This is a genomic window from Acinetobacter sp. YH12058, assembly GCF_013419805.1.
Lineage (GTDB): Bacteria > Pseudomonadota > Gammaproteobacteria > Pseudomonadales > Moraxellaceae > Acinetobacter > Acinetobacter towneri.
Window position 1 is genome coordinate 23,330 of record NZ_VOZL01000004.1, and the last position, 22,546, is coordinate 45,875.

25 protein-coding genes, 5 tRNA genes and 1 other RNA gene are annotated in these 22,546 nt (G+C 42.6%); 20 read left to right on the plus strand and 11 right to left on the minus strand.

Going from position 1 to position 22,546, the window contains the following annotated elements:
• Positions 1–30 precede the first annotated feature (30 nt).
• Positions 31–444, plus strand: a complete 414-nt coding sequence (locus FTU09_RS03920) for a hypothetical protein (protein WP_179996887.1) — start codon at positions 31–33, stop codon at positions 442–444.
• A 38-nt stretch (positions 445–482) separates the two neighbouring features.
• Here FTU09_RS03920 and FTU09_RS03925 read toward each other — a convergent pair.
• The 4 genes from FTU09_RS03925 to coaD all read right to left on the minus strand — a co-directional run bounded on the left by FTU09_RS03925 (position 483) and on the right by coaD (position 1,794).
• Positions 483–559: transfer RNA gene (locus tag FTU09_RS03925), tRNA-Met, on the minus strand.
• Between the two features lie 73 nt (positions 560–632).
• An RNA gene (gene rnpB / locus FTU09_RS03930) (RNase P RNA component class A) lies at positions 633–1,010 on the minus strand.
• A 27-nt stretch (positions 1,011–1,037) separates the two neighbouring features.
• Complete coding sequence (locus tag FTU09_RS03935; protein ID WP_004972206.1) at positions 1,038–1,301, minus strand: YfhL family 4Fe-4S dicluster ferredoxin; 264 nt, start codon at positions 1,299–1,301, stop codon at positions 1,038–1,040.
• Position 1,302: 1 nt separating this feature from the next.
• The gene (gene coaD, locus FTU09_RS03940) at positions 1,303–1,794 is read right to left on the minus strand and encodes a pantetheine-phosphate adenylyltransferase (protein ID WP_004972207.1); all 492 of its coding nucleotides are present in this window, start codon (positions 1,792–1,794) and stop codon (positions 1,303–1,305) included.
• Positions 1,795–1,973: 179 nt separating this feature from the next.
• On the opposite strand from coaD, the gene smpB reads away from it, so the two are divergent.
• Entirely contained in the window at positions 1,974–2,450 is a 477-nt protein-coding gene (gene smpB / locus FTU09_RS03945) for an SsrA-binding protein SmpB (protein WP_004972209.1), read from the plus strand.
• Positions 2,451–2,528: 78 nt separating this feature from the next.
• On the opposite strand, the gene FTU09_RS03950 is transcribed toward smpB, so the two are convergent.
• The 3 genes from FTU09_RS03950 to rluD form a co-directional block, all read right to left on the minus strand.
• Entirely contained in the window at positions 2,529–3,098 is a 570-nt protein-coding gene (locus FTU09_RS03950) for a flavodoxin family protein (protein ID WP_180005780.1), read from the minus strand.
• A gap of 39 nt (positions 3,099–3,137) precedes the next feature.
• On the minus strand, positions 3,138–3,881 hold the full coding sequence (pgeF, locus tag FTU09_RS03955; RefSeq protein WP_167845845.1) for a peptidoglycan editing factor PgeF: 744 nt from the start codon (positions 3,879–3,881) through the stop codon (positions 3,138–3,140).
• Positions 3,882–3,952: 71 nt separating this feature from the next.
• Positions 3,953–5,005, minus strand: a complete 1,053-nt coding sequence (gene rluD / locus FTU09_RS03960) for a 23S rRNA pseudouridine(1911/1915/1917) synthase RluD (RefSeq protein WP_004972212.1) — start codon at positions 5,003–5,005, stop codon at positions 3,953–3,955.
• Positions 5,006–5,076: 71 nt separating this feature from the next.
• Between rluD and FTU09_RS03965 the strand changes: the two genes are divergently transcribed.
• Together FTU09_RS03965 and FTU09_RS03970 are read left to right on the plus strand one after the other, a co-directional pair.
• Positions 5,077–6,057 (plus strand): outer membrane protein assembly factor BamD, encoded by a 981-nt coding sequence (locus FTU09_RS03965; RefSeq protein ID WP_154320974.1) that lies wholly within the window; start codon positions 5,077–5,079, stop codon positions 6,055–6,057.
• Between the two features lie 198 nt (positions 6,058–6,255).
• Positions 6,256–8,226: a DNA primase gene (locus FTU09_RS03970; RefSeq protein WP_180061197.1), complete on the plus strand. Its 1,971-nt coding sequence runs from the start codon at positions 6,256–6,258 to the stop codon at positions 8,224–8,226.
• 63 nt (positions 8,227–8,289) lie between these two features.
• Here FTU09_RS03970 and hemA read toward each other — a convergent pair whose 3' ends face one another.
• Positions 8,290–9,564, minus strand: a complete 1,275-nt coding sequence (gene hemA / locus FTU09_RS03975) for a glutamyl-tRNA reductase (RefSeq protein ID WP_179996888.1) — start codon at positions 9,562–9,564, stop codon at positions 8,290–8,292.
• A 78-nt stretch (positions 9,565–9,642) separates the two neighbouring features.
• Here hemA and FTU09_RS03980 point away from each other — a divergent pair, with 78 nt between their 5' ends.
• From FTU09_RS03980 to panD, 11 genes are all read left to right on the plus strand, one after another.
• Positions 9,643–11,355: a tetratricopeptide repeat protein gene (locus FTU09_RS03980; RefSeq protein ID WP_178866170.1), complete on the plus strand. Its 1,713-nt coding sequence runs from the start codon at positions 9,643–9,645 to the stop codon at positions 11,353–11,355.
• Positions 11,356–11,362: 7 nt separating this feature from the next.
• The gene (gene lolB, locus FTU09_RS03985; RefSeq protein ID WP_004972223.1) at positions 11,363–11,941 is read left to right on the plus strand and encodes a lipoprotein insertase outer membrane protein LolB; all 579 of its coding nucleotides are present in this window, start codon (positions 11,363–11,365) and stop codon (positions 11,939–11,941) included.
• Positions 11,942–11,960: 19 nt separating this feature from the next.
• On the plus strand, positions 11,961–12,791 hold the full coding sequence (ispE, locus tag FTU09_RS03990) for a 4-(cytidine 5'-diphospho)-2-C-methyl-D-erythritol kinase (RefSeq protein WP_131260682.1): 831 nt from the start codon (positions 11,961–11,963) through the stop codon (positions 12,789–12,791).
• A tRNA-Gln gene (locus tag FTU09_RS03995) sits at positions 12,790–12,864 on the plus strand. The genes ispE and FTU09_RS03995 overlap by 2 nt, the downstream gene beginning before the upstream one ends.
• 27 nt (positions 12,865–12,891) lie before the next feature.
• Positions 12,892–12,966, plus strand: a tRNA-Gln gene (locus tag FTU09_RS04000).
• A gap of 19 nt (positions 12,967–12,985) precedes the next feature.
• A tRNA-Gln gene (locus FTU09_RS04005) sits at positions 12,986–13,060 on the plus strand.
• Positions 13,061–13,153: 93 nt separating this feature from the next.
• A tRNA-Gln gene (locus FTU09_RS04010) sits at positions 13,154–13,228 on the plus strand.
• A 36-nt stretch (positions 13,229–13,264) separates the two neighbouring features.
• Entirely contained in the window at positions 13,265–14,218 is a 954-nt protein-coding gene (locus tag FTU09_RS04015) for a ribose-phosphate pyrophosphokinase (RefSeq protein WP_004972226.1), read from the plus strand.
• 101 nt (positions 14,219–14,319) lie between these two features.
• Positions 14,320–14,616 (plus strand): 50S ribosomal protein L25, encoded by a 297-nt coding sequence (gene rplY, locus FTU09_RS04020; protein WP_168418024.1) that lies wholly within the window; start codon positions 14,320–14,322, stop codon positions 14,614–14,616.
• A gap of 18 nt (positions 14,617–14,634) precedes the next feature.
• Positions 14,635–15,216, plus strand: a complete 582-nt coding sequence (gene pth, locus FTU09_RS04025; RefSeq protein WP_178318531.1) for an aminoacyl-tRNA hydrolase — start codon at positions 14,635–14,637, stop codon at positions 15,214–15,216.
• A 146-nt stretch (positions 15,217–15,362) separates the two neighbouring features.
• Positions 15,363–15,743 (plus strand): aspartate 1-decarboxylase, encoded by a 381-nt coding sequence (gene panD / locus FTU09_RS04030; RefSeq protein WP_180079583.1) that lies wholly within the window; start codon positions 15,363–15,365, stop codon positions 15,741–15,743.
• A gap of 96 nt (positions 15,744–15,839) precedes the next feature.
• Here the strand turns inward: panD and FTU09_RS04035 are convergent, their stop codons facing one another.
• On the minus strand, positions 15,840–16,325 hold the full coding sequence (locus FTU09_RS04035) for a DUF1289 domain-containing protein (RefSeq protein ID WP_180005774.1): 486 nt from the start codon (positions 16,323–16,325) through the stop codon (positions 15,840–15,842).
• A gap of 218 nt (positions 16,326–16,543) precedes the next feature.
• On the opposite strand from FTU09_RS04035, the gene FTU09_RS04040 reads away from it, so the two are divergent.
• The 4 genes from FTU09_RS04040 to FTU09_RS04055 all read left to right on the plus strand — a co-directional run bounded on the left by FTU09_RS04040 (position 16,544) and on the right by FTU09_RS04055 (position 19,267).
• A complete protein-coding gene (locus FTU09_RS04040; protein WP_180005773.1) occupies positions 16,544–17,476 on the plus strand; it encodes a rhodanese-related sulfurtransferase in 933 nt (310 codons plus the stop codon).
• A 342-nt stretch (positions 17,477–17,818) separates the two neighbouring features.
• Positions 17,819–18,106, plus strand: a complete 288-nt coding sequence (locus FTU09_RS04045; protein WP_096901025.1) for a hypothetical protein — start codon at positions 17,819–17,821, stop codon at positions 18,104–18,106.
• Positions 18,107–18,181: 75 nt separating this feature from the next.
• Positions 18,182–18,796 (plus strand): DedA family protein, encoded by a 615-nt coding sequence (locus FTU09_RS04050; RefSeq protein ID WP_004972240.1) that lies wholly within the window; start codon positions 18,182–18,184, stop codon positions 18,794–18,796.
• 48 nt (positions 18,797–18,844) lie between these two features.
• Positions 18,845–19,267 (plus strand): ABZJ_00895 family protein, encoded by a 423-nt coding sequence (locus FTU09_RS04055; RefSeq protein ID WP_180079585.1) that lies wholly within the window; start codon positions 18,845–18,847, stop codon positions 19,265–19,267.
• Positions 19,268–19,441: 174 nt separating this feature from the next.
• On the opposite strand, the gene FTU09_RS04060 is transcribed toward FTU09_RS04055, so the two are convergent.
• A complete protein-coding gene (locus FTU09_RS04060) occupies positions 19,442–19,966 on the minus strand; it encodes a YecA family protein (RefSeq protein WP_180079587.1) in 525 nt (174 codons plus the stop codon).
• A 68-nt stretch (positions 19,967–20,034) separates the two neighbouring features.
• Positions 20,035–20,244 (minus strand): PA3496 family putative envelope integrity protein, encoded by a 210-nt coding sequence (locus FTU09_RS04065; protein ID WP_004972246.1) that lies wholly within the window; start codon positions 20,242–20,244, stop codon positions 20,035–20,037.
• A gap of 373 nt (positions 20,245–20,617) precedes the next feature.
• On the opposite strand from FTU09_RS04065, the gene rpoD reads away from it, so the two are divergent.
• Positions 20,618–22,504, plus strand: a complete 1,887-nt coding sequence (gene rpoD, locus FTU09_RS04070) for an RNA polymerase sigma factor RpoD (protein WP_004972247.1) — start codon at positions 20,618–20,620, stop codon at positions 22,502–22,504.
• Positions 22,505–22,546: the final 42 nt, after the last annotated feature.

The window sequence follows — 22,546 nt, forward strand, 5'->3', positions numbered from 1 at the left end:
TCACACAGAAAAAAGAGAATAAATTTAACCATGATCTTGAAGTCTATAATACTGAGTAGCCTTGTTGTTGGCTTAAGTTCCTGCGCTTTGGTTTCACCTATTTTTGTAGATTACAACGGTGTACGGCGTGATGTTGCGCAATTTATTAATTCTAAAATGAGTTATAGCATCGCAGACCGACGTGTCTTGGTTGCTTATGCCAAAGGGCAGCAAAAGATTTTAACGGCACATCAACTCAATGCTGCAGCGCAGCAACAACTGGCTTATGAGCGTGCTGTAGGGCGTTATTGTGCATCACAACACATTTCGCTAAAAAAATTAAATCAGGTCGATGCCAAAATTTTTGCTCACTCTGATCAACAAGCCAATTGGCAACAGATTCAAAACCTACAAATGCAGATTCAACTGGATACAGCTCAAATAGATTGCGCAGACAAATTTTAAACAAAAAAAGACCACGTTAGTGAACGTGGTCTGAAAAATGGTGGCTATGACGGGACTTGAACCTGTGACCCCCGCATTATGAGTGCGGTGCTCTAACCAACTGAGCTACATAGCCAAAAACTGTGCGCGCATTATCTGCTGTAATCTAGGTAACGTCAAGCCTTATCACGCATCAATTGCTTAAAATTTGGTGAAGTGAACCGATAAGCCGGGTTCTGTCGAGAACGATCATTCCTCTAGGCGTACAATCACTCATACGCTCAAGCGACCTACCCGAATCCAGTACGGGCCGTACCTCAGGATTCCTATTTGGTCTTGCTTCTGGTGGGGTTTACCATGCCATGAACTGTTACCAGCCATGCGGTGCGCTCTTACCGCACCCTTTCACCCTTACCTTCAATTTCTTCCGAAAAAGAAACCATACGAAGGCGGTCTACTCTCTGCTGCACTTTCCGTCGGCTCACGCCGCCCAGGCGTTACCTGGCACCCTGCCCTATGAAGCCCGGACTTTCCTCCCCTGTTTCAGTCACGGAGACCTCCACAGCAGCGATCGTCTGGTTCACTTCGAAGGCGCATCTTAGCAAAATTATAAGTTAATTGCTTGCGCTTTTTTGAGCAATCAGTTTTTTATATTTTTCCAGCAATTGTTCCTGTGTTTCTACATGCTCTGGATCGAGCGGAATACAATCGACTGGGCAAAATAACTGACACTGCGGCTGCTCGTGATGTCCTACACATTCAGTACATAATGCTGGATTAATCTCATAAATCAGCTCACCCATATAAATTGCCTCATTTGGGCATACAGGTTCACAGACATCACAGTTAATACATTCATCGGTAATATATAAAGACACGCTACCAACCTTGTCGTAATTTACGCTCAAAGGCTTCGACCACAACAGGTGCAACAAATTTAGTCACATCACCTTTTAAGCGTGCAATTTCACGAACTAATGTAGAAGAAATAAATGAATATTGCTCTGAAGGAGTCAGAAATACCGCTTCATATTTCGCATCTAATTGACGGTTCATATTTGCCAACTGAAATTCGTATTCAAAATCTGAAACAGCACGCAAACCACGCAAAACTGCAGTCGCATTTTGCTCACGGAAAAAATTAACCAATAAACCATCAAATCCGACAAATTCAACATTAGGCAAATGCTTTAAAGATGCCTGTGCCAACTCCACACGTTCTTCCAAAGTAAAAATTGGATTTTTATGATGTCCAATGGCAATTGCGACCACGACTTCATCAAACATTTTTGCAGCACGTGTCACCAAGTCAATATGACCATTAGTAATCGGGTCAAAGGTGCCCGGATAAATTACGCGAGTTTTAGACATCCATTATGCTCTAGTTGGTTTTGTCAAAGTTAGTTTAACAAATACAAAAAATTTTAGTGAACTAAAGTCTACCAAATTATGAAATATCAAAGCAGTTTAGCCAACAGTTGTGATGATTTTGATTTGTCAGCAAGCCTTGGTTTGAGGCACAATAGTCATAAGTTTGGAAGTAATTGAATATGGCGAAGCTAACTGTAGTTAAAAAAAATACGGGCGGAACAATTGCACAGAATAAACGTGCACGCCACGATTATTTTATTGAAGAAAAATTTGAAGCAGGACTTTCTTTGCAAGGTTGGGAAGTCAAATCTTTGCGCGCAGGACGTATGACTATTACCGAAAGTTATATCCTGTTTCGTGACAATGAAGCCTTTTTATTTGGTGCACAAATTCAACCACTCTTGTCGGCTTCAACGCATGTAGTGCCTGAAGCGACCCGTACCCGCAAACTCTTACTTTCACGACGTGAAATTGAAAAGTTGATGGGTGCAGTCAATCAAAAAGGTTATTCTTGCGTACCTTTAGCATGTTATTGGAAAGGCCCTTTAGCGAAGCTTGAAATTGCTTTGGTGAAAGGTAAACAATTGCACGATAAACGCGCTTCTGAAAAAGACCGCGATTGGCAGCGTGATAAAGCACGTTTGATGCACAAATAATTTTGCACATTCCGCCCATAAAAAATGCTCGAGATCAACATCGAGCATTTTTTATGGAAGTTGTAAAACTAAAAATGCTTAGTCTTTAAGTTTTAATTCCACCAAATATTTACCAAATTTGATTGCAGTTTCCAAATCACCTTCGGGTGGCGTAACTTCAACACTGGCATTATCAGACTGCGTCATTAAACCCAAAAAGCTCGACATGCGGTTAATATCGTGTGGACTACGCCCTGTCGGCATAAACGGTAAACCTGACCACAACATGCCATGCTGCATCGCAAATAAATTAATTTGTTGCAGCACCGCCAGTTTATCGCCACTTAAACCACCGCCATTGGTAAAACCTGCCGCCAGTTTGCCCTGCCAAGTTCTGGCCAACCAACGCTTAGACGATTGCTCCATAAACTGTTTTAAAGCCGAAGTAATGCTGCCCATATAAGTTGGACAGCCCATAATGATAATATCGGCTTGATCTAGGCTATCCCATTCAATTTCAGCCACATCCATCAAAGTCACCTGAGCATCCATTTGCGCAGCACCTTGTGCAATATGCTGTGCCACCTTAGCAGTATGACCATAAGGACTGTGATAAACCACCGCCACACGAATAGCAGCGCAAGAAGATGTTGAATGAGTCACTGACATGAGAATGTTTAAAACCAAATAATTAAGTCAAGTTTAACACTAAGCCTGCATAAACACGAATGTTGCCATACGTCCTGTACGTGCTTGACGGCGGTAAGAATAGTAATCATCGGCTTGTTGATACGAGCACTGATCACCGCCCAAGACCGTTGTAACACCATGCTGCTGCAAAATAAAACGCGCGATCGCATACAAGTCAGCAAGATATTTACCTTGCTGCTGCCCTGCAATAAAAGCCGTGTCTAATTCAGGATATTTATCGCAAAATGCCTGTTTCACCTCAGCCCCAACTTCAAAACACGGCTGACTAATAGCCGCACCCAACCACGCCCATGTTGGAGCACTTTGCATTTCGACGATGGTGTTTTCGATAATACCGTTGGCAAGACCACGCCAGCCTGCATGCAGATTCGCAACCTCAGTGCCTTCGGCATTGCCCAAAACCACAGGTAAACAGTCTGCGGTCATCATCATTAAAGCATGCGCTTTACGCTGAGTGACCAAACCATCGCCTTCTAAAGCTTCACAAGTGATTTGCTCATTAATGGTCTGACACAACACGCTATGTGTTTGCGTCATCCACGTCATTTTATCGACCCCATATTCAGCAAACTCTGCCAGTAAACTCATACGATGCTGCTGCACACGCCATGCATCATCCTGCACATGCAGCGCCAGATTAAAACCAGATACATCGGCACAGTCTGTCGCTAAAGCTTGCACATGTTGTATGCGGGTTTGCCCAACATACACACCTGCAGGTAATCCTTGAACAAATTGCATAAATCTATCCTTAGTCGTTTTCTGGCATTGCCGTATCTGAGTTGATCTTGTTAATGCTGTCTATGCAACAATTAATAGGCAGCATTTTCACTGCGTAACACGTCTACCAATTGTTTAAAGTCTTCAGGCCACGGCGCTTCAAACATCATTTCTTCTTGAGTACGTGGATGCACCAAACCGAGTTTGACGGCATGTAAGGCCTGACGTTTAAAGTTACGCAAGGTATCGTTTAATAATGCCGATGCGCCTGCTGGCACACGTACACGTGGCGTATAAACAGGATCGCCAACCAAACCATAACCAATATAACTTAGATGCACACGAATTTGATGAGTACGTCCAGTTTCCAAACGCGCCTGAACACGAGTGAAATGCTGAAAGCGTTCTTTAACATTGTAATGTGTGACGGCGTCTTTGCCGCCCGGCAAAACAGCCATTTTCACTCGATCTACAGGATGGCGTTTAATCGGCTCATCGACAGTGCCTCCCGCAATCATGTTGCCGTACACCACCAAGTCGTATAAACGATAAACTGACTTTTTCGCCAGTTGCTTGGTCAAGGCAAACTGTGCTTCCAGATTTTTGGCAACCACCAGCAAACCCGAAGTATCTTTATCAATACGATGCACCAAACCTGCACGAGTTAACTCTGCCGATTTTGGATAATGATGCAGCAAGGCATTTACCAGAGTTCCAGAGCTATTTCCCGCCCCCGGATGCACCACCATGCCCACAGGTTTATTAATCACCATGATGTCATCATCTTCATAAATAATATCCAGTGGAATATCTTCAGGTAGGCTGCGGGTTTGCGCTTCAAGCTCGACTTCTAGGGTAAGAAGCTCATCACCTTCACACTTATATTTAGGTTTGACCGTGTTACCATTTACCAACAAATGACCGTCTTTGAGCCACTGTTTTAGCTTTTCACGTGAAAATTCACTCCAAATGATGGCTGCAACTTGGTCGATGCGTAGTCCTAAGTGGCTGTCATCCAATTGAAATTGCAACGATAAACGTGTTGCAGTTGAGTCTGAAGTATGGTTATCTGCATCCTCAGCATCTTCAAGTAAATTGAACTCAGTTTCAGGTAAATTGGAATGGGTAGATTGTGCTTGACTCATTTGCTCATTCAGACAAAAGTGGTTTAATAGCGCAATTGTAGCTCATTGCCCGTATTAACAGAGGAATTTTTATGTCGCTACCACGTTATAAAATAACAATGCTTGCTCTTTCACTCGGCGTTGCGTCTGCAATTGTGGGCTGTAGCAGCAATCCAAAAAAAGAAGTGGTCGATACTGGTCCGCAATCTAGCGAACAGGTTTATATTGAAAAAGCAGAAAAAGCACTGGATCGTGGTCAATACACCGATGCCGTTAAGCATCTTGAAGCTTTAGAAACCTATTACCCAACGGGTGATTATGCACAGCAGGCGCAGCTTGAATTGTTGTATGCAAAATTCCAGCAAAAAGATTATGAAGGCGCAATTGCTGTTGCAGATCGTTTCATCCGCATGAACCCGCAGCATCCTAAAGCCGATTATGCCTACTATGTACGTGGTGTGGCGAATATGGAACAAAACTATGATGGTTTGTTGCGTTATACCTCGCTCAAGCAATCACACCGTGATGTCAGCTATTTAAAACTAGCGTATCAAAACTTTGTCGATTTTATCCGTCGCTATCCATCAAGCACTTATGCGGTAGATGCTGCACAGCGTATGCAGTTTATTGGTCAGGAACTGGCAGAAGCCGAAATGAATGCAGCACGTTATAACATTAAACGTAAAGCATGGGTGGCTGCAGTAGAGCGTTCATTGTGGGTAGTTGAGCATTATCCGCAAACTCCACAAATTCCAGAAGCATTGGCAACGGTGGCTTATGGTTATGGCAAACTGGGCGATCAAGCCACAGCTCAGCAATATATTGATGTGTTGAAACTGAACTATCCAAATTTGGTTAAAGCAGATGGTAGCGTGAATTTACGTGCTGCCCGTCATGACGCAAGCTGGATTAACCGTGCAACTTTGGGTATTTTCGGACGTGAAGCGCAAAGCAGCACTGAAACACAACAGTCAGATACTAAAGCACAAGCAGAGCCATCACGCAGCCTCACCAACCGTTTGAGTTTTGGCTTGCTCGATCGTCCAAAATCTCAAAACGACAGCACTGAATAAAACCATTCCGACTGATTTTTCAGTTTTGAAAAATGCAAAGGGCAAGTTATGATACTTGCCCTTTGTTCTTTTATGGGCTTGTTTCCTGTCCTAGAAAAAGATACAAAAGAGAATACTCATTGAGTCAATCAGCACAGTCTGATGTATTCAACCTGTTCGGCGAACCTTTCACTACCAAGAGATAACAGACAAAACCGTATGGCCATTCCACAGCACACGATTGATCAAATTTTAGATCGCACTGATATTGTCGATCTGATTAGTCAGCGCGTGAAATTAAAAAAAACTGGTCGTACCTATTCGGGCTGCTGCCCGTTCCATCAGGAAAAAACCCCGTCTTTTCACGTTTACCGTGACAAGCAGTATTATCATTGCTTTGGCTGTCAGGCAAATGGTAACGCCATCCGTTTTTTAATGGATATTGATAACCGCAATTTTGTAGATGTCATGAAAGACTTGGCCAGTCAAACAGGCATCGAACTCCCAAAAGATCAGCACGACAATAAAAAACTCTCTTATAAACGTGAAGCCAAAAAGCCAACACCGATAGCTCAACCCAAACCAACAGCAAAAGACCAGAATGAAACTTCTGCAGCTCAAACCACATCAAGCGAACATACTTTTGAAGCTTCTGGCATCGACTTTGATCCTTTTGCCGAGTTTCAAAGTGCTGAATACGCAAACTCGGAATTTCAGAACTCGGAATTTCAAAACAATGCCGACCCGTTTGCAGGTTTTGAGCAATGGGACACCATGCAGGACACACCTGCACAAGAAGGCAACTTATACGACTTGCTAGAAAATATAGCGCAATATTATGAGCAGCAATTGCCGCACAGCCCTGCCGCGCAACAGTATTTTCAAAAACGTGGTTTAACCGCACAAACCTTGCAGTTTTGGCGCTTGGGTTACGCACCCGAAGATTGGCAGCATTTAGAAAAAGCCTTTCCGCAAGACATTGCAGGTTTAAAACTGCTAGGCTTAATTCGTACCAGTGACAAGGGACGTGACTTCGATTTATTACGTGATCGGGTGATTTTTCCAATCCGTGACAGCAAAGGACGTGTGGTCGGCTTTGGTGGTCGCGCACTTAATGATGAAATCAAACCCAAATACATCAACTCGCCCGACTCAGAAGTGTTTCATAAAAACCAATTGCTCTATGGTTTATATGAAGGACGCAAACAAAAAGCCCAAGATTATTTAATGGTCGAAGGCTATATGGATGTGATTGCCTTGCAGCAATACGGCGTTCATGGTGCTGTAGCGACACTCGGTACAGCCAGTAATACCGATCATTTAAATATTCTGTTCCGCCAAAACAACCGCATTACCATCGCTTTTGATGGCGATGCCGCAGGTCAAAAAGCCGCACGTCGCACACTAGAAATTGCACTACCTTTGCTCAATGATGGACGTGAACTGAAGTTCTTTGTTTTGCCCAATGAGCACGACCCTGACTCACTTATTCGTCGTGAAGGCATCGAAAATTTCCGACGTTTATTAGATCAAGCACCTTTGCTATCAGATTTTGTCTTTGCGCATCTCACCCAAAACCATAATATCAGTACCCCTGAAGGCAAAAGTCAGGTCATGGGTGAACTGCGGCAGTTGACCGAACTTTTGCCCAAAACGGGTTCTTATCGCTATTTGCTGCAACAGTTTTTCCGTGAAAAGTTAGGCTTTAACCGTAAATGGCAGGCACAGACCAATAACGATGCATCTTTGAGTTTTAGCACCAAAGTCGATGCCGAAGAATATGTGATTGCGATTCTAATCAATCACCCGTATTTGTATATTCACTTTGAACCGTTACGTGCGCTGATTCCAAATGATCATCTGCTACACCAAATCTTAAATATTTTAAATACTATTTTTGATGATCTACCCGATGATCCTGAACAAGCCAAATATTATATTTTGGGTGCATGCTCAGCGTATCACTATGAATTACAGCGCATTTTACAACAAGCCAATGTCAGTGATTACACAACTTCTCCTGAGCATGTTGATAAGTTGGCGCAGGATTTTTCAACCAAATTGCAATACGACTGCTTACAGCAAAAAATTCGCTCCAAAAAATTCAGCAGCATTGAAGAAATGAAGCGCTTGAAACATCAAATTTATGAAATTGATAAAAAAAGATCGCTGACCTTGTTAGAGGAATAAGCGATCTGATTAGATTAAGTTTGTATCATCAAAAATCTTTTTTGTGAATCACGTTAATCTTGCTTATTTGCGACGATGTTTGGCAGTCGCTGCTAAATTTTCCTGCATAAACTCAAAACATTCAGGCTCATCACCTTTGGCTGCTTCACGCAATAAAATAGAAGTTGGATGCAGCAGTTTTTGGGTTAAACGATAGGAAAATTCTTGCATAACTTGTGCAGCATCTTCACCTTTGGCAATACGCGCCATCGCCAAATTTAATTCTTCCTGACGCAAGCTTTCGCCATGTTCACGGTAAGCATGAATGGTCGCACCTGCTTGCTGAACTTTTTGATGGGTCACCAACTCAGTCACAAGCTGATTGACCATTAGCTCTGCTTCCACAGCCGCCTGACGACGCTGCGCCAAGTTTTCATCAATCACGCTTTGCAGGTCATCGACCCCGTACAAATACACGCCATCCAAATTTTCAATTTTAGGATCAATATCACGTGGTACGGCCAAATCGACCAACAACATTTGCTGATAGCGACGTTTCTTTAACGCTGCTTTCACTTCAGGATAAGCAATCACCTGATGCAAACTACCCGTACAGCTTGAAATTACATCAGCGCGGTGTAAATTGGCTGCTAACTGATCAAATTCAATAATTTCAACTTCAACCCGATGCGCAATTTCTTGTGCCAAAGTTTCGGCGCGGGCGCGGGTACGGTTACAAATTAAAATTTTAGCGACGCCCATCTCAGCTAAATGCTTCGCTACAAGGCTATTCATTTCGCCTGCTGCCACCACCATCACGGTTAGTTTTTCAGGATGGCTAAATACTTGTAACGCCAGTTGCGCAACCGCATAACCCATAGACACGGCATGGCTGCCTACGGCAGTTTCTGAACGTACCCGTTTGGCAGCATAAAACGCATATTCAAAAATTCGGTTGAGTTGTTGCGAAACCGTATGTGAGTCTTTGGCTAAAGACAGCGCAGTTTTGACCTGACCTAAAATTTGCGGCTCACCCAACATGAGTGAATCTAGCCCACTGGCTACGCGCATTAAATGCGACACCGCCTGTGCATTTTCATAACGATAAACATGACGACTCAATTGCTTCGCATCAATACCATTGACGTGTGCAAGCCAATCCAACACCTGTTCTGGATGTTCAGACATGGCGTAGACTTCGGTACGGTTGCAGGTAGACACCACCACCAAATCATTCAGTTCGGGATGTTGGCTTTGCTCAGCAAGTAAGGCACTTAACTTTTCTGGGTTAAATGCAATTTGCTCGCGCAACTCTACAGAGGCGGTTTGATGGTTGACACCCAATGCAAAGAAAGACATATCAGATCATCATTTCGCTAAATTTATGCTATTGTGCAATAACGGTGTCATAAAAAGCATTACTTGGATCAAGAAAAATTGCGTCAAACAAATAGCCGACCATACGGCGCGACAATTAAGCAATATTCTACCACATTCTTACTGGTCGGTAGCATGGCTTCAGTTGCTCATCTTAGAGCATCTGAAGAAATTTATCATGCAAATTCAAATTATAATGCGGTAAAACAAACCATGGTGGCAGAATTTGCCTTGGCTTATGGCGATATTCCAACTGCATTACACAACTACACGGTCTTGGCAATTAAGAACAATTCGACTTCCATTAAACAACGCGCCCTGAATATTGCCATTGAACAAAATGACCTACGTGCCGCATTAGATATTGCAACACATTGGGTGGTACAAGAACCATCCGATGTCCCTGCACTGTTTTATTTGGCGCACATTGCACTCAAAGCGCATGAATATGACTTGGCTGCAGAAACCTTAGATAAAATTCTAAATATTGATGCCACGGCTGACTTAGAACAAATTTTGGCGGGAATTTCCCCTGAATCTGTAGAAGACCGTGAATTTCTGATTCAAGCCCTGCGCACCAGCAAAGCCAAAGACAATCCATCTATTTTGGTATTGATTGCAGGTTTAAAAGCGCAAAATGGACAATATCAAGCCGCGCTCGATACCATTAACCGAGCGTTGCGCAAACGCCCGAAAGTCACTGGCTATATTTTAATGAAAGCCAATTTGTTGAGCGTACTTGGCAATGAAGAAGAAACGGCAGCTTGGTATGCAAAATCCAGCCGTAAACACAAAAATAATTTTGAAGTCCGTTTAGCCGAAGCCAAATATTTGGTCAAAAAAAATGAAGCAACTTTGGCGCTAACAAAGCTAGAAGCTATTTTAAAAAAATGGCCTACGGAAGATGAAGCCTTATTTATTGCAGGTTTGACCAGTATTGACTTGAAACAATACGAAAAAGCCGAAAAATATTTGGTAGAGCTACGCTATTCGGCACAATATCAAAACGAAGCCTATTTTTATTTAGCGGTCAATGCCGAACGTAAACAGCACTTTGAAACAGCCAAAGCCTATTATCGTTTGGTCGATGGTAGCCTTTATACGGTTTCACGTCGCAACATGATCAGTATTTTTGCCCAGCAAGATAAACTGAACGATGCCCTGCGCTTTTTAACGCAGGAACGGGTCAACTATCCGCAGCACGCCAGTTTTTTATATCAGGCACAGGCCGATATTTTAAAACGCATGGACAATAAAAAAGCAGCACTGCGTTTGTTAGATGAAGCCATCAAAAACCTGCCCGATGATCCTGACCTGATCTATTCAGAAGTCTTACTATTGGATGCACATCAGGAAAAAGACAAACTGGATCAACTGCTCACCAAGTTACTGGAAATTGAGCCGAACAGCCCAACCTATTTAAATGCCTACGCCTATACTCTTGCACTGCAAAATCGTCGTTTGGATGAAGCGCGTCGCTATGTAGAGCAAGCACTTGAGTTTGCACCTGAACAAGCCTCTATTTTAGATACTTTAGGTTATGTCAGCTATTTGCAAAATGACTACACTGCTTCGGCACAGGCTTTGGAAAAAGCCTACGCGCTGAGTCATAGTGCCGCGATTGGCTCACGTTATGCAAAATCGTTGTATATGCAAGGAGATATTCAAAAATTCAGCCAAGTGTTACAACAATTACAACAAAATCATCCGAATGATCCGCAATTGCAACAATTAAATTCGCTATTGTTACCGCAGCCAGTTAAAAAGAGTTAAAAGATTCATGCGTTTATTTTCAAAATTAGGATTAACCCTTTTTGCCACCAGTAGCCTTGTACTGACAGGTTGTCAGCCTTTCGTACAAAAACCAGCCAACATTTCACAGCAAGTTGAAGCCGAAAATCAATTTAACCTACAAGGCAAAATTGGTGTGCGCACTCCGCAGCAATCTGGCAGTGCCTTTTTTACTTGGGTACAGCAGCAACAGCAGTTTGATATTGAACTGAGCGGCATTTTGGGCGTTGGTAAAACGCAAATTAGCGGACAACCAGGACAAGTCACCCTCAACAGTGCCAAAACAGGGATAATTTATGCCGAAAGTCCTGAAGAACTGTTAGAACAAGCCACAGGTTGGCAAGCGCCCATCACCCACTTGGTCGATTGGGTACAAGCCCGACCTGCAACGGTCAATGCCCAAATTCAAAAAGACCCCCAACAGCGCCCGACTCAATTTATTGAAGATGGTTGGACGGTCGATTTGAGCTATAACGACAGTGCCAGTTTGCCAAATCGTCTGATTTTGAAACAAGCACTTGAATCAGGGCAAGAAAACCGTATTACAATGCTCATCCAAAATCGTTAATCACTTGCCAAGTTTCGCCATGATTCGTGTACCCTCACCTGCCAAATTAAATCTGTTTTTGCACATTACTGGGCGTCGTGACAACGGCTACCATGAATTGCAGACTATTTTTCAACTGATTGATTTATACGACTGGCTAGAATTTGAAGTCAATGATACTCAAAGCATTCAAATTCAGGGTTTAAACAGTGTCAATTTAGAGCAAAACCTGATTTACAAAGCCACGCAAATTTTAAAACCCTACGCGAAACAAGCCACAGGTTTAAATATTAAAATTGAGAAGCACATCCCTATGGGTGCAGGGCTTGGCGGAGGTTCATCCAATGCCGCAACCACCTTAATTGTAGTCAATCAACTTTGGCAATGTGGCTTGGATACTCAAAAACTAGCTGAACTTGGTTTACAGCTCGGAGCAGATGTACCGATCTTTGTGCATGGTCGTAATGCATGGGCAGAAGGCATTGGTGAACAGTTAACATTCATAGACTTAGCCCCAAAACAATATATTGTGTTAAAACCTGACTGTTTTATCAGCACTCAACTACTTTTTTCACAAAAAACATTGACAAGAAACACGAAGCCCACTAAATTCTGCGGCTATCAGATAAAGCCATCTGACTTTGGAAATAATTTTGAGCCTGTGGCACGAAATTTATACCCCGAAGTTGATGAAGCAATGCGTTATTTAGACCAATTTGGTCAAGCAAAGCTTACAGGTACAGGTGCTTGTGTCTTTACTGAAGTGACTGCAGAAATGAATGTAGACGACATTTTGGCACACTCACCATGTACTGCGTACGTTGTGAACAGCTTAGATGAATCTCCATTACGACATTTCACAGTACAATAGGGGTATCGCCAAGTGGTAAGGCACCGGTTTTTGATATCGGCATCCGTTGGTTCGAATCCAGCTACCCCTGCCATCTCTTTCACCTGTAGATTACTGTATTAGGGGTATCGCCAAGTGGTAAGGCACCGGTTTTTGATATCGGCATCCGTTGGTTCGAATCCAGCTACCCCTGCCATCTTACAGTGATCAAATCTAGGGGTATCGCCAAGTGGTAAGGCACCGGTTTTTGATATCGGCATCCGTTGGTTCGAATCCAGCTACCCCTGCCATTTTCTCGCATTAGACAGAACCCCCAATATTACCGCTATCCTGTTAATTTACCTTGACAGAACGCAGTAAAAATATTAAAGTTCTGCCGCATTAGGGGTATCGCCAAGTGGTAAGGCACCGGTTTTTGATATCGGCATCCGTTGGTTCGAATCCAGCTACCCCTGCCATCTATTCTTACATACACCAACCGCCAAGGGTGCTTCATGCCCAATCTTGTCGTTTTTAGTGGAACCGCGCATCCACAATTCGCTCAAAAAGTCGTAAGCCACTTGCACATTCCTTTAGGTGCTGCATCAGTTTCTACCTTCTCTGATGGTGAGATTGCTGTAGAGATTACCGAGAATGTCCGTGGTAAAGACGTATTTATCGTACAACCTACTTGTGCGCCAACCAATGACAACCTCATGGAAATCTTGGTGATGGCTGACGCGTTGCGTCGTGCAAGTGCAGGTCGTATTACTGCCGTTATTCCTTACTTCGGTTATGCCCGCCAAGACCGTCGTCCTCGTTCTACACGTGTTCCAATTACCGCTAAAGTGGTTGCAGATATGCTCACCACTGTAGGGATTGACCGTGTAGTGATGATTGACTTGCACGCAGACCAAATTCAAGGTTTCTTCGACATCCCTGTAGACAACATTTATGGTACGCCTGCGCTATTGGCTGACCTGCGTCAACAGTCACACGACAATCTCATGGTAGTTTCACCAGACGTTGGTGGTGTGGTTCGTGCGCGCGCTGTTGCAAAACAAATGGGTGATATCGATCTTGCAATTATCGATAAACGTCGTCAAAAAGCGAATGAATCACAAGTGATGCATTTGATTGGTGATGTAAAAGATCGTGACTGTGTCATTGTAGATGACATGGTGGATACTGCAGGTACATTATGCAAAGCTGCCGATGCACTTAAAACTTTTGGTGCTCGCCGCGTTGTTGCTTATGCTACCCACCCTGTACTTTCAGGCAAAGCGATTGAAAACCTGAAAAATTCTGTGATTGATGAACTGGTTGTTACAGACACCATTCCTCTTTCAGAAGAAGCTCAAGCACTTGGTAAAATTCGCCAAGTATCTGTAGCAAGTATGGTTGCAGAAACAATTCGCCGTATTAACAACGAAGAATCTATTAGCGCAATGTTCGATTCTTATCTATAATAGAGCGCTGAATTTTCAAAGCCCTGCCAATTGGCAGGGTTTTCTATCACTAGATTGGTCGCAGATCTAGTTTATTTAAACTCAAAATAAGGATGTCTATCATGGCAAACTTCGTATTAAACGCTCAAGCGCGTGAAGCAGCTAACCAAGGGAAAGGTGCGAGCCGCCGCCTTCGTCACGCTGCATTAGTTCCAGCTATCATTTATGGTGGCGACGCTGAGCCAGTAGCTGTTACTTTAGAACTTCGTGAGCTTGTAAAAGCTTTAGAAAGCAACGCTTTCTTTGAAGAAGTTGTAGAAATCAAAGTAGGCGACAAAGTTGAAAGCGTTAAAATCCAAGCTTTACAACGTCACCCTGCTAAAAACACACCTATGCACGCTGACTTCAAACGCGCATAAGTGTTTACGGTGTAATTAGTGGCTAATATTTCACTGATTGTTGGTTTGGGCAACCCTGGTAAAGAGTATGCCCAAACCCGCCATAATGCAGGTTTCTGGTTTGTAGAACAGCTTGCAGATCAATATGGCATTACGTTAAAAGCCGATCCTAAATTTCACGGGATCAGCGGACGTGGTAATATCGAAGGTCAAGACGTTCGTCTGTTATTACCCACAACCTTTATGAATCGTTCTGGTCAAAGTGTTGTTCCCTTCGCCAAATTCTATCAAATTGCACCTGAAGCAATGCTGATTGCTCATGATGAACTGGATATGAACCCAGGGATCATTCGCCTAAAAACGGGTGGTGGTCATGGTGGACATAATGGTTTACGTGACATCGTGCCGCACACAGGTCCAAACTTCCATCGTTTACGCATTGGTATTGGGCATCCGGGTTCAAAAGAACGCGTGTCTGGTCATGTACTGAGCAAAGCACCAAGTAGCGAGCAAACTTTAATGGATGATGCACTTGCACATGCATTAGGTCGTATCAAGTTACTGGTCAATGGCGAAGTACAACAAGCCATGAATCAAATCAATGCCTATAAACCGAACTGATGAATCCACAATTGTTGAACAATCACACTTGCCATGTCGCAATTTTCAGAGCAAAATGCGCTTTCTGCTCGGAACTGACATCCAGCAAGCAGTGTTTGAATTCAACCATAAGATAAAATCTTAGGTCCACTAAGGAGACGCTCACCATGCTATCTCGTTTATTAAAATGCAAAATCCACCGTGCTTTTGTAACTCATGCAGAACTTCACTACGAAGGTTCATGTGCAATTGACGGAACACTCATGGATTTGGCTGGCATTCGTGAATATGAAGAAATCCACGTATGGAACGTGACCAATGGTAAGCGCTTCACAACTTATGCAATTCGCGGTGAAGACAACTCAGGCATCATTTCAGTCAATGGTGGTGCTGCACACCAAGCCGATGTAGGCGATATTATTATTATTGCAACCTTTGGTGACTTCACTGAAGCAGAAGCCAATGCACACGAACCACGTTTGGTCTATGCAAACCTAGACAATACCGTGAGTCACACTGCAAACTGTATTCCTGTACAAGTGGCTTAAGCCATTCCTGTACAAAATAAAAAAACTCGCAAATTTTGCGAGTTTTTTTATGGTTCAATAAAAGTCTTTCTAGCCTTTAATCGCAAGAATTACAAATTAATCATCTTGCAAGCTATGCAATAAGCTATGGCTAATACCATCAGCCCTTAAAAATGCAAAATCATAACTTGCGGTTGCAAGCGCCAACACGCGACGTTCAAACTCCTGCCACAAAGGTCGCACTTCTTTGTAGTGAATGCCCAAGCCGCTTTCATCGGTAAAATGTCGATTTTTTTCACAAATTTTCAGTGCATGGTACAGCTTACGCCCTTTTGAAGCATCATCACGTAAACGCACACGCTTAGAGCGGATAAACCCTTCAACATGACGCAGGTCGGCAAACGGCAACATAGGCACTAAAATCTGATCGAGCTGTGCATCTAAACGACGCCAAACGGCAGTGTGTTGTTCAGGCGTATAGCTGTTCCATCGAATCACTTCATGGTTAAAGCGACGGCAACCTCGACAGACAGCATCACCAAACACCGTAGAACAACGACCTGCACACGGGGTTAAAGTGGCAATTTGACGATCCTTACTCAACACAACACTCCAATATTTAACAACACCTGTTGGCGCATCAACATGAACACAACATTCTTCTTTGAAACGAGTGGCATCATACCCCGTTCTGCTACATTTTTAAAATGTTGTGTCGTGCTTTAAAAACCATGTACCGCACTCGGTTTTCTCGCATATTCACACAAAGCAGGTTAGAATATGCGCCTTAAATTTTTGTCTTTCATCTATTGGAGTACTCCATGAACGCTACTGTAGAACAGCTTGCACCTGTAGAACAGCCAGCGACCACGACTTGGGTTGTTGCCGCACTTTATCAATTCAAAGAAGTTGCAGATCCTGCCGATCTTCAACAACGCTTATTAGATTTGGTAAATTCAATCAACCTTTGCGGTACTCTTATTGTGGCAGGTGAAGGCATTAATGGAACTGTAGCGGGTGATCGTGCCGCGATTGATCAAGTTCACCAATTTCTGTTGAATGAAGGCTTTACCGCAATGGAATACAAAGAGTCACATAGCTCTGAAAAGCCATTCCGTAAAATGAAAATCAAGCTGAAAAAAGAAATTGTGACTTTGGGTGTAGAAGTAAAACCACGTGATTTAGTCGGTCACTACCTAGACCCGAAAGAATGGAATGAACTGATTGCTCGTGACGATGTCATTCTGATTGATACCCGTAATGACTATGAATACAAAGCAGGAACGTTTAAGGGCGCAATTGACCCGAAAACCGAAACTTTCCGTGAATTTCCAGAATATGTGAAACAAAACCTAGAACAGCATAAAGATAAAAAAATTGCGATGTTCTGCACAGGCGGGATTCGTTGTGAAAAATCGACGTCATTATTGTTGCAAGAAGGTTTTACCGAGGTTTATCACTTAAAAGGTGGCGTACTTAAATACTTAGAAGAAACACCAGCCGATGAAAGCTTATGGGAAGGTGAATGTTTCGTATTTGATGGCCGTACTGCGGTGACACATGGTATGCAAGAAGGTCAAAACACCAAATGTCATGCTTGCGGTTGGCCATTACTGCCTGAAGAAGTTGAATTACCAAGCTATGAACACGGTGTATCTTGTGTGTACTGTATTGATAAAACCAGTGAGAAACAAAAAGAAGGTTTCCGTATGCGCCAATCACAAATTGCCGCAGCTAAACGTAAACGTCTGTAATCCGTACAGGCTCATACACATCAACAAGGTCTAACAAAAGCCATGTTGATGTTGTATCGACCACTCTAATCATATTGAAAAAGTCCTCATCCAGTATGGGGATTTTTTATGTCTACATATATGCTTCACGCAAGATTACATAGAACATAAAAATACAACGCTTGTTTACCAAGCATTGCGCAATATCCCCAGATTGGGTGATAGCATTCAATCAAAATAAGCCACAAAATCTGTGGCTATATTGGTGCAGATGTTCAGCACAAACTCAACATCTCCCATAACCCAAAATTCAAGGATCGTTATGTATTCCTAAATTTATATGCCGCAATCAGGAGTGACGCTATGCCTAAAACAACAATTTCAAATTCAATGCACACACTACGTTTTACGCCTGTAAAATCTGTGACTGCTACGCATAGCGCAACAATGCAAGATGGTTTGGAACATGAATCTCATACTTTTATTGTGGCTTTAGGTGCAATTTTAGGCGGTATTATTGCGGCATTTGTTGGCTATCATCTACAAGCGCATTTCTTGAATTACGCCCTGCTCTGTGCCATTCCTATACTTGTGGCATATAGCTTAAGACGTGTATATATCTATACCCTGACCCATGCAGAGCTTGATTAAGTCTAAATTGCGCAAGACTTTACTGTTCGTCCAATACTGCTTAGGATAGAAGCACTTTTCTAAAGCACAACCTGCATGAACTTAACTGAATGGATTATTTCCATTATGGAACAACTGGGCTACCTTGGTATTGCCCTGTTAATGTTTCTGGATAATGTTTTTCCACCCGTTCCTTCTGAAATTATTATGCCCTCTGCAGGCTATTCTGCATCGCAAGGGCAATTACTGCTATTGGGTGTCATCATTGCAGGCTGTATCGGCTCGTTGTTCGCAGCGGCAGTGTTATATTGGGTAGGTTATCGCTGCAAACATGAAAGTATTTACCACTGGGTCAATCGCTACGGTAAATATCTATGGATTAAAGAACAAGACGTCCGAAACTCCCTGCATTGGTTTGAACAATATGGACATCGGATTGTATTTTTTGGGCGCATGATTCCCGCTATTCGTTCTCTCATCAGTATTCCTGCAGGCATGAGCCACATGCCATTTTGGAAATTTATGTTTTATAGTGGTTTAGGCACAATTATTTGGACCACTTTTTTAGCTTGCGTGGGTTATTATTTTGGTGAAAACCAACAATTGATGCAGCAAATTTTCAGTCAGGTCAGCCATGTCATTATAGGCTTGGTGCTCTTAGTCATCGCAATTATTTTATACCGTAGGCATCGCCGTAAAATGCGTGACTAATGCTTGTGTTGCTGCGCAATTGAATCAATTTTTTGGGGAAAATCAGACATGAAACCATATTTATTATTTTTTGCTGCGGTTTACAGTATTACGCTGGTCTTACTCATTACCGTATTGATTTTTGGTCTGAACTTAGGTGGCTTGACCTTGCTCCCTGCATTAATTGCCGCAGCATTCATTAGCGCAGGACATTTTGTCAAAAAAGAACAACGCTTACCGAGCAGTGATGAAAAAATTCAACTGGTTTGGGGCTCAAGTGCGGTGGCAATTATTATTGGTAGCTTCTTTGTGTTTTTCTTGGTGCTGATGAATCCGAATGCAGAAGCCATTTTAAAAGCTGCAGATAAAGCAGGACTAGCACTGGCTGCGGTGGTGATGCTGTGTTTGATTGCGATTCATGGTGCAGTTTTTCATGTTGCCTATGGTTGGTATGCGAACCGTTATTATCACAAGAAGTTTTTACAAGGCTGATCTCAAATACGACCTAAAACACTTTTAGTTTTCTCGCAAAGATATTATGGCTGTCTTGTACTGGGATGAAAGCGACACAACCTGACTGGGCTATGCATCATCATCAACAAAATATCTAGGCATAAAAAAAGTACTGCACGATGGCAGTACTTTTTTTTGATGCAATTACGCCAATTATTCAGGCGTGTGATACATCAAATATAATTCATTCAGGTTTTCAGGAATTTCTTCAGCAATTTCGTCCATTAACTGACCATTGCGACGGAAAGATTCCATTTGTGGATCTTCTTCATCAATGCCGCTAAACACCATCATTGGCAAAGTTAAATCAACCAATTGCTCTTCAAATTCAGGCGTAAACCATGCTTCTTCGTTTAAGAACATCGCATCGACAAAGCCAACGCTCCAATCACCCAAACTTGAATCAACTTCTGCTTCTTCAATTTCAAATGGAAACTCAATGCCTTCTTCATTGGCTAAACTTTGGCGAATGCTTTCTAACCAAGCCTGAATTTGCGCAATAATTTCAGCAGGCACTTTCTTTTGGTTGCCTTCAAACAATTCATTTAACCATGGGTCAAATTGAGGTCCAACTGCAATGGCACACAAGAAACCATGCGTTGCAGCGAAGTCTAGACCATACTCGTTTTGGTCACCATCTAGATATTCACTTAACAGGTCTAAATCTAAAGCAGTCATTTCAAATCCATCGGTGTCAATTTAGGGGTGTAGCATAGCATTTTCAATGCCAGATACAGTACCTGATTTTAGTCATCTTCATCGTCAAAATCGTCGTCATCGTCAAAATCATAATCAAAATCTTTGAGCTCACGTTCCAAACGACGTTGTGCGAGTAAATCATCAATCAAACGGCGCTTTTCTAAAGATTCTTTCGCGCTTATTTTGTTTGATGCCTCATCGAAATTAACATCATCATCACCGTAGTTATCATCTAGTTCAAAATCTGTAGAAGACACTAAAACTACCTCAGAATGAAAAAATGTGAAGGGTCTAGCCGCTATTTATCTGCCTTTATAAATATTGTCAAGTTTTATTTATTTTTTTCAAAAAACTGCAACATAGACTGCTTGCAACATTGCAGCAAATTTGTGTATTTATGAACAAGTTAGTATCATTATTTAAGATTCGCCCCAATCATAAAAATATTTTGCGGGCAAAAAGGAAATTGACTTGAAAAACAGTAATGAAGCCCCATATTCCTATCACATTCTTCATTCAAACATCATTTTAAAATCATGCTTGATTGATCAATTCACCCCCTATTTAAAGCGAATTGTGCTATCATGCACGGTTTTTCACTGCCACAGATTCAACGAAGAGTAAGCAAAGATGAGCGATATGAATTCCCCTACTTCGCAAGTAGCGGCTCTGATTAGCCGAGGCAAAGAGCAAGGTTACCTAACTTACGCTGAGGTTAACGATCATCTCCCGGACTCAATCACAGAAAGCGAGCAGATTGAAGACATTATTCAAATGCTTCAAGACGTCGGTATTCCTGTGCATGAACGTGCGCCTGAATCTGATGATGCAATGTTCGAGGATAATGCGGAAGCTGCCGACGAAGTTGCTGAAGAAGAAGCTGCAGCGGTACTTGCCTCTGTAGAAAATGAGCCTGGTCGCACCACAGACCCTGTGCGTATGTATATGCGTGAAATGGGTACGGTTGAGCTGTTAACGCGTGAAGGTGAAATTAGCATTGCGAAACGTATTGAAGAAGGGATTCGCGATGTACTTCACTCGATTGCCTACTGGCCAAACGCAGTGCAAGTGGTACTGCAAGAATATAAAGATTATGAAGCAGGCGAACGTCGCCTTGCCGATATTTTATCAGGTTATTTAGACCCTGAAACCGATGAAGAAATTCCAGAAGTTTTAGAAGACGAAGCCGATTTAGACAAAGAAGAAGACACCAGCAACAAACCAACCAAAGACGTCAAACTTGATGATGACGATGAGGAAGAAGAAGCTGAAGCCGAAGAAGAATCTGAAGCAGATTCAGGTCCAGACCCAGAAATTGCAAGAATGCGTTTTGGTGAATTGGAACAGGCTTATCTTGCAAAAATTGCTGCCATTGAAAAACATGGTCGTGAAAGTGCCGAAGCTCAAGAGGCTTTAGAAGCTTTAGCGACTGTATTCATGATGTTTAAATTTACGCCACGTTTATTCGATATTATTTCGGAAATGATTCGTGGTACACATGAACAAATTCGTACTGCTGAACGTGAAGTGATGCGTTATGCGGTGCGTCGTGGTCGTATGGATCGTACTCAATTCCGTACCTCATTCCCAGGTCAGGAATCTAACTTTGCTTGGTTAGACGAGCACATTGCCAAAGCACCTGCCGACCAAAAAGGCTATTTGGAAAAAGTACGTCCAGATATTTTGGCGTTCCAACAAAAAATTGCCGACATTGAAAAAGAGTTAGGCTTAGATGTTAAAGGCATCAAAGAAATTTCTAAGCGTATGGCAGTAGGCGAAGCCAAAGCCCGTCGTGCGAAGAAAGAAATGGTTGAAGCCAACTTGCGTCTGGTTATTTCGATTGCAAAAAAATACACCAACCGTGGTTTACAATTCCTAGACTTGATTCAGGAAGGTAACATCGGCTTGATGAAAGCGGTAGACAAGTTCGAATACCGTCGTGGTTATAAGTTCTCGACTTATGCAACATGGTGGATTCGTCAGGCGATTACCCGTTCTATTGCCGACCAAGCGCGTACCATTCGTATTCCAGTACACATGATCGAAACCATTAACAAGATCAACCGTGTATCGCGTCAATTGCTTCAGGAAATGGGTCGTGAACCGACTCCAGAAGAATTAGGCGAACGCTTGGAAATGGATGAAGTTAAAGTTCGTAAAGTTCTGAAAATTGCCAAAGAGCCGATTTCTATGGAAACGCCAATTGGTGATGATGAAGATTCACATTTGGGTGACTTCATTGAGGACAGCAACATCACCTCACCTGTTGATGCGGCAACCTCTGAAGGCTTAAAAGAAGCGACCCGTGAAGTGCTTGAAAACTTGACTGAACGTGAAGCCAAAGTTCTGAAAATGCGTTTTGGTATTGATATGCCAACCGATCATACTTTGGAAGAAGTTGGGAAGCAGTTTGATGTGACCCGTGAACGTATCCGTCAGATTGAAGCCAAAGCCTTACGTAAACTTCGTCACCCTTCTCGTTCTGAACACTTACGCTCGTTCTTGGAAAATGACTAAGATTGCTGCATAAATGAGCTATTGAAATTTTTAAATTCAGCC

Coding starts and splice junctions, on each gene's coding strand:
- FTU09_RS03920 (WP_179996887.1), top strand. CDS start 31: ATGATCTTGAAGTCTATAATACTGAGTAGCCTTGTTGTTGGCTTAAGT.
- coaD (WP_004972207.1), bottom strand. CDS start 1,794: ATGTCTAAAACTCGCGTAATTTATCCGGGCACCTTTGACCCGATTACT.
- smpB (WP_004972209.1), top strand. CDS start 1,974: ATGGCGAAGCTAACTGTAGTTAAAAAAAATACGGGCGGAACAATTGCA.
- FTU09_RS03950 (WP_180005780.1), bottom strand. CDS start 3,098: ATGTCAGTGACTCATTCAACATCTTCTTGCGCTGCTATTCGTGTGGCG.
- pgeF (WP_167845845.1), bottom strand. CDS start 3,881: ATGCAATTTGTTCAAGGATTACCTGCAGGTGTGTATGTTGGGCAAACC.
- rluD (WP_004972212.1), bottom strand. CDS start 5,005: ATGAGTCAAGCACAATCTACCCATTCCAATTTACCTGAAACTGAGTTC.
- FTU09_RS03965 (WP_154320974.1), top strand. CDS start 5,077: ATGTCGCTACCACGTTATAAAATAACAATGCTTGCTCTTTCACTCGGC.
- FTU09_RS03970 (WP_180061197.1), top strand. CDS start 6,256: ATGGCCATTCCACAGCACACGATTGATCAAATTTTAGATCGCACTGAT.
- hemA (WP_179996888.1), bottom strand. CDS start 9,564: ATGTCTTTCTTTGCATTGGGTGTCAACCATCAAACCGCCTCTGTAGAG.
- lolB (WP_004972223.1), top strand. CDS start 11,363: ATGCGTTTATTTTCAAAATTAGGATTAACCCTTTTTGCCACCAGTAGC.
- ispE (WP_131260682.1), top strand. CDS start 11,961: ATGATTCGTGTACCCTCACCTGCCAAATTAAATCTGTTTTTGCACATT.
- FTU09_RS04015 (WP_004972226.1), top strand. CDS start 13,265: ATGCCCAATCTTGTCGTTTTTAGTGGAACCGCGCATCCACAATTCGCT.
- rplY (WP_168418024.1), top strand. CDS start 14,320: ATGGCAAACTTCGTATTAAACGCTCAAGCGCGTGAAGCAGCTAACCAA.
- panD (WP_180079583.1), top strand. CDS start 15,363: ATGCTATCTCGTTTATTAAAATGCAAAATCCACCGTGCTTTTGTAACT.
- FTU09_RS04040 (WP_180005773.1), top strand. CDS start 16,544: ATGAACGCTACTGTAGAACAGCTTGCACCTGTAGAACAGCCAGCGACC.
- FTU09_RS04045 (WP_096901025.1), top strand. CDS start 17,819: ATGCCTAAAACAACAATTTCAAATTCAATGCACACACTACGTTTTACG.
- FTU09_RS04050 (WP_004972240.1), top strand. CDS start 18,182: ATGAACTTAACTGAATGGATTATTTCCATTATGGAACAACTGGGCTAC.
- FTU09_RS04055 (WP_180079585.1), top strand. CDS start 18,845: ATGAAACCATATTTATTATTTTTTGCTGCGGTTTACAGTATTACGCTG.
- FTU09_RS04060 (WP_180079587.1), bottom strand. CDS start 19,966: ATGACTGCTTTAGATTTAGACCTGTTAAGTGAATATCTAGATGGTGAC.
- rpoD (WP_004972247.1), top strand. CDS start 20,618: ATGAGCGATATGAATTCCCCTACTTCGCAAGTAGCGGCTCTGATTAGC.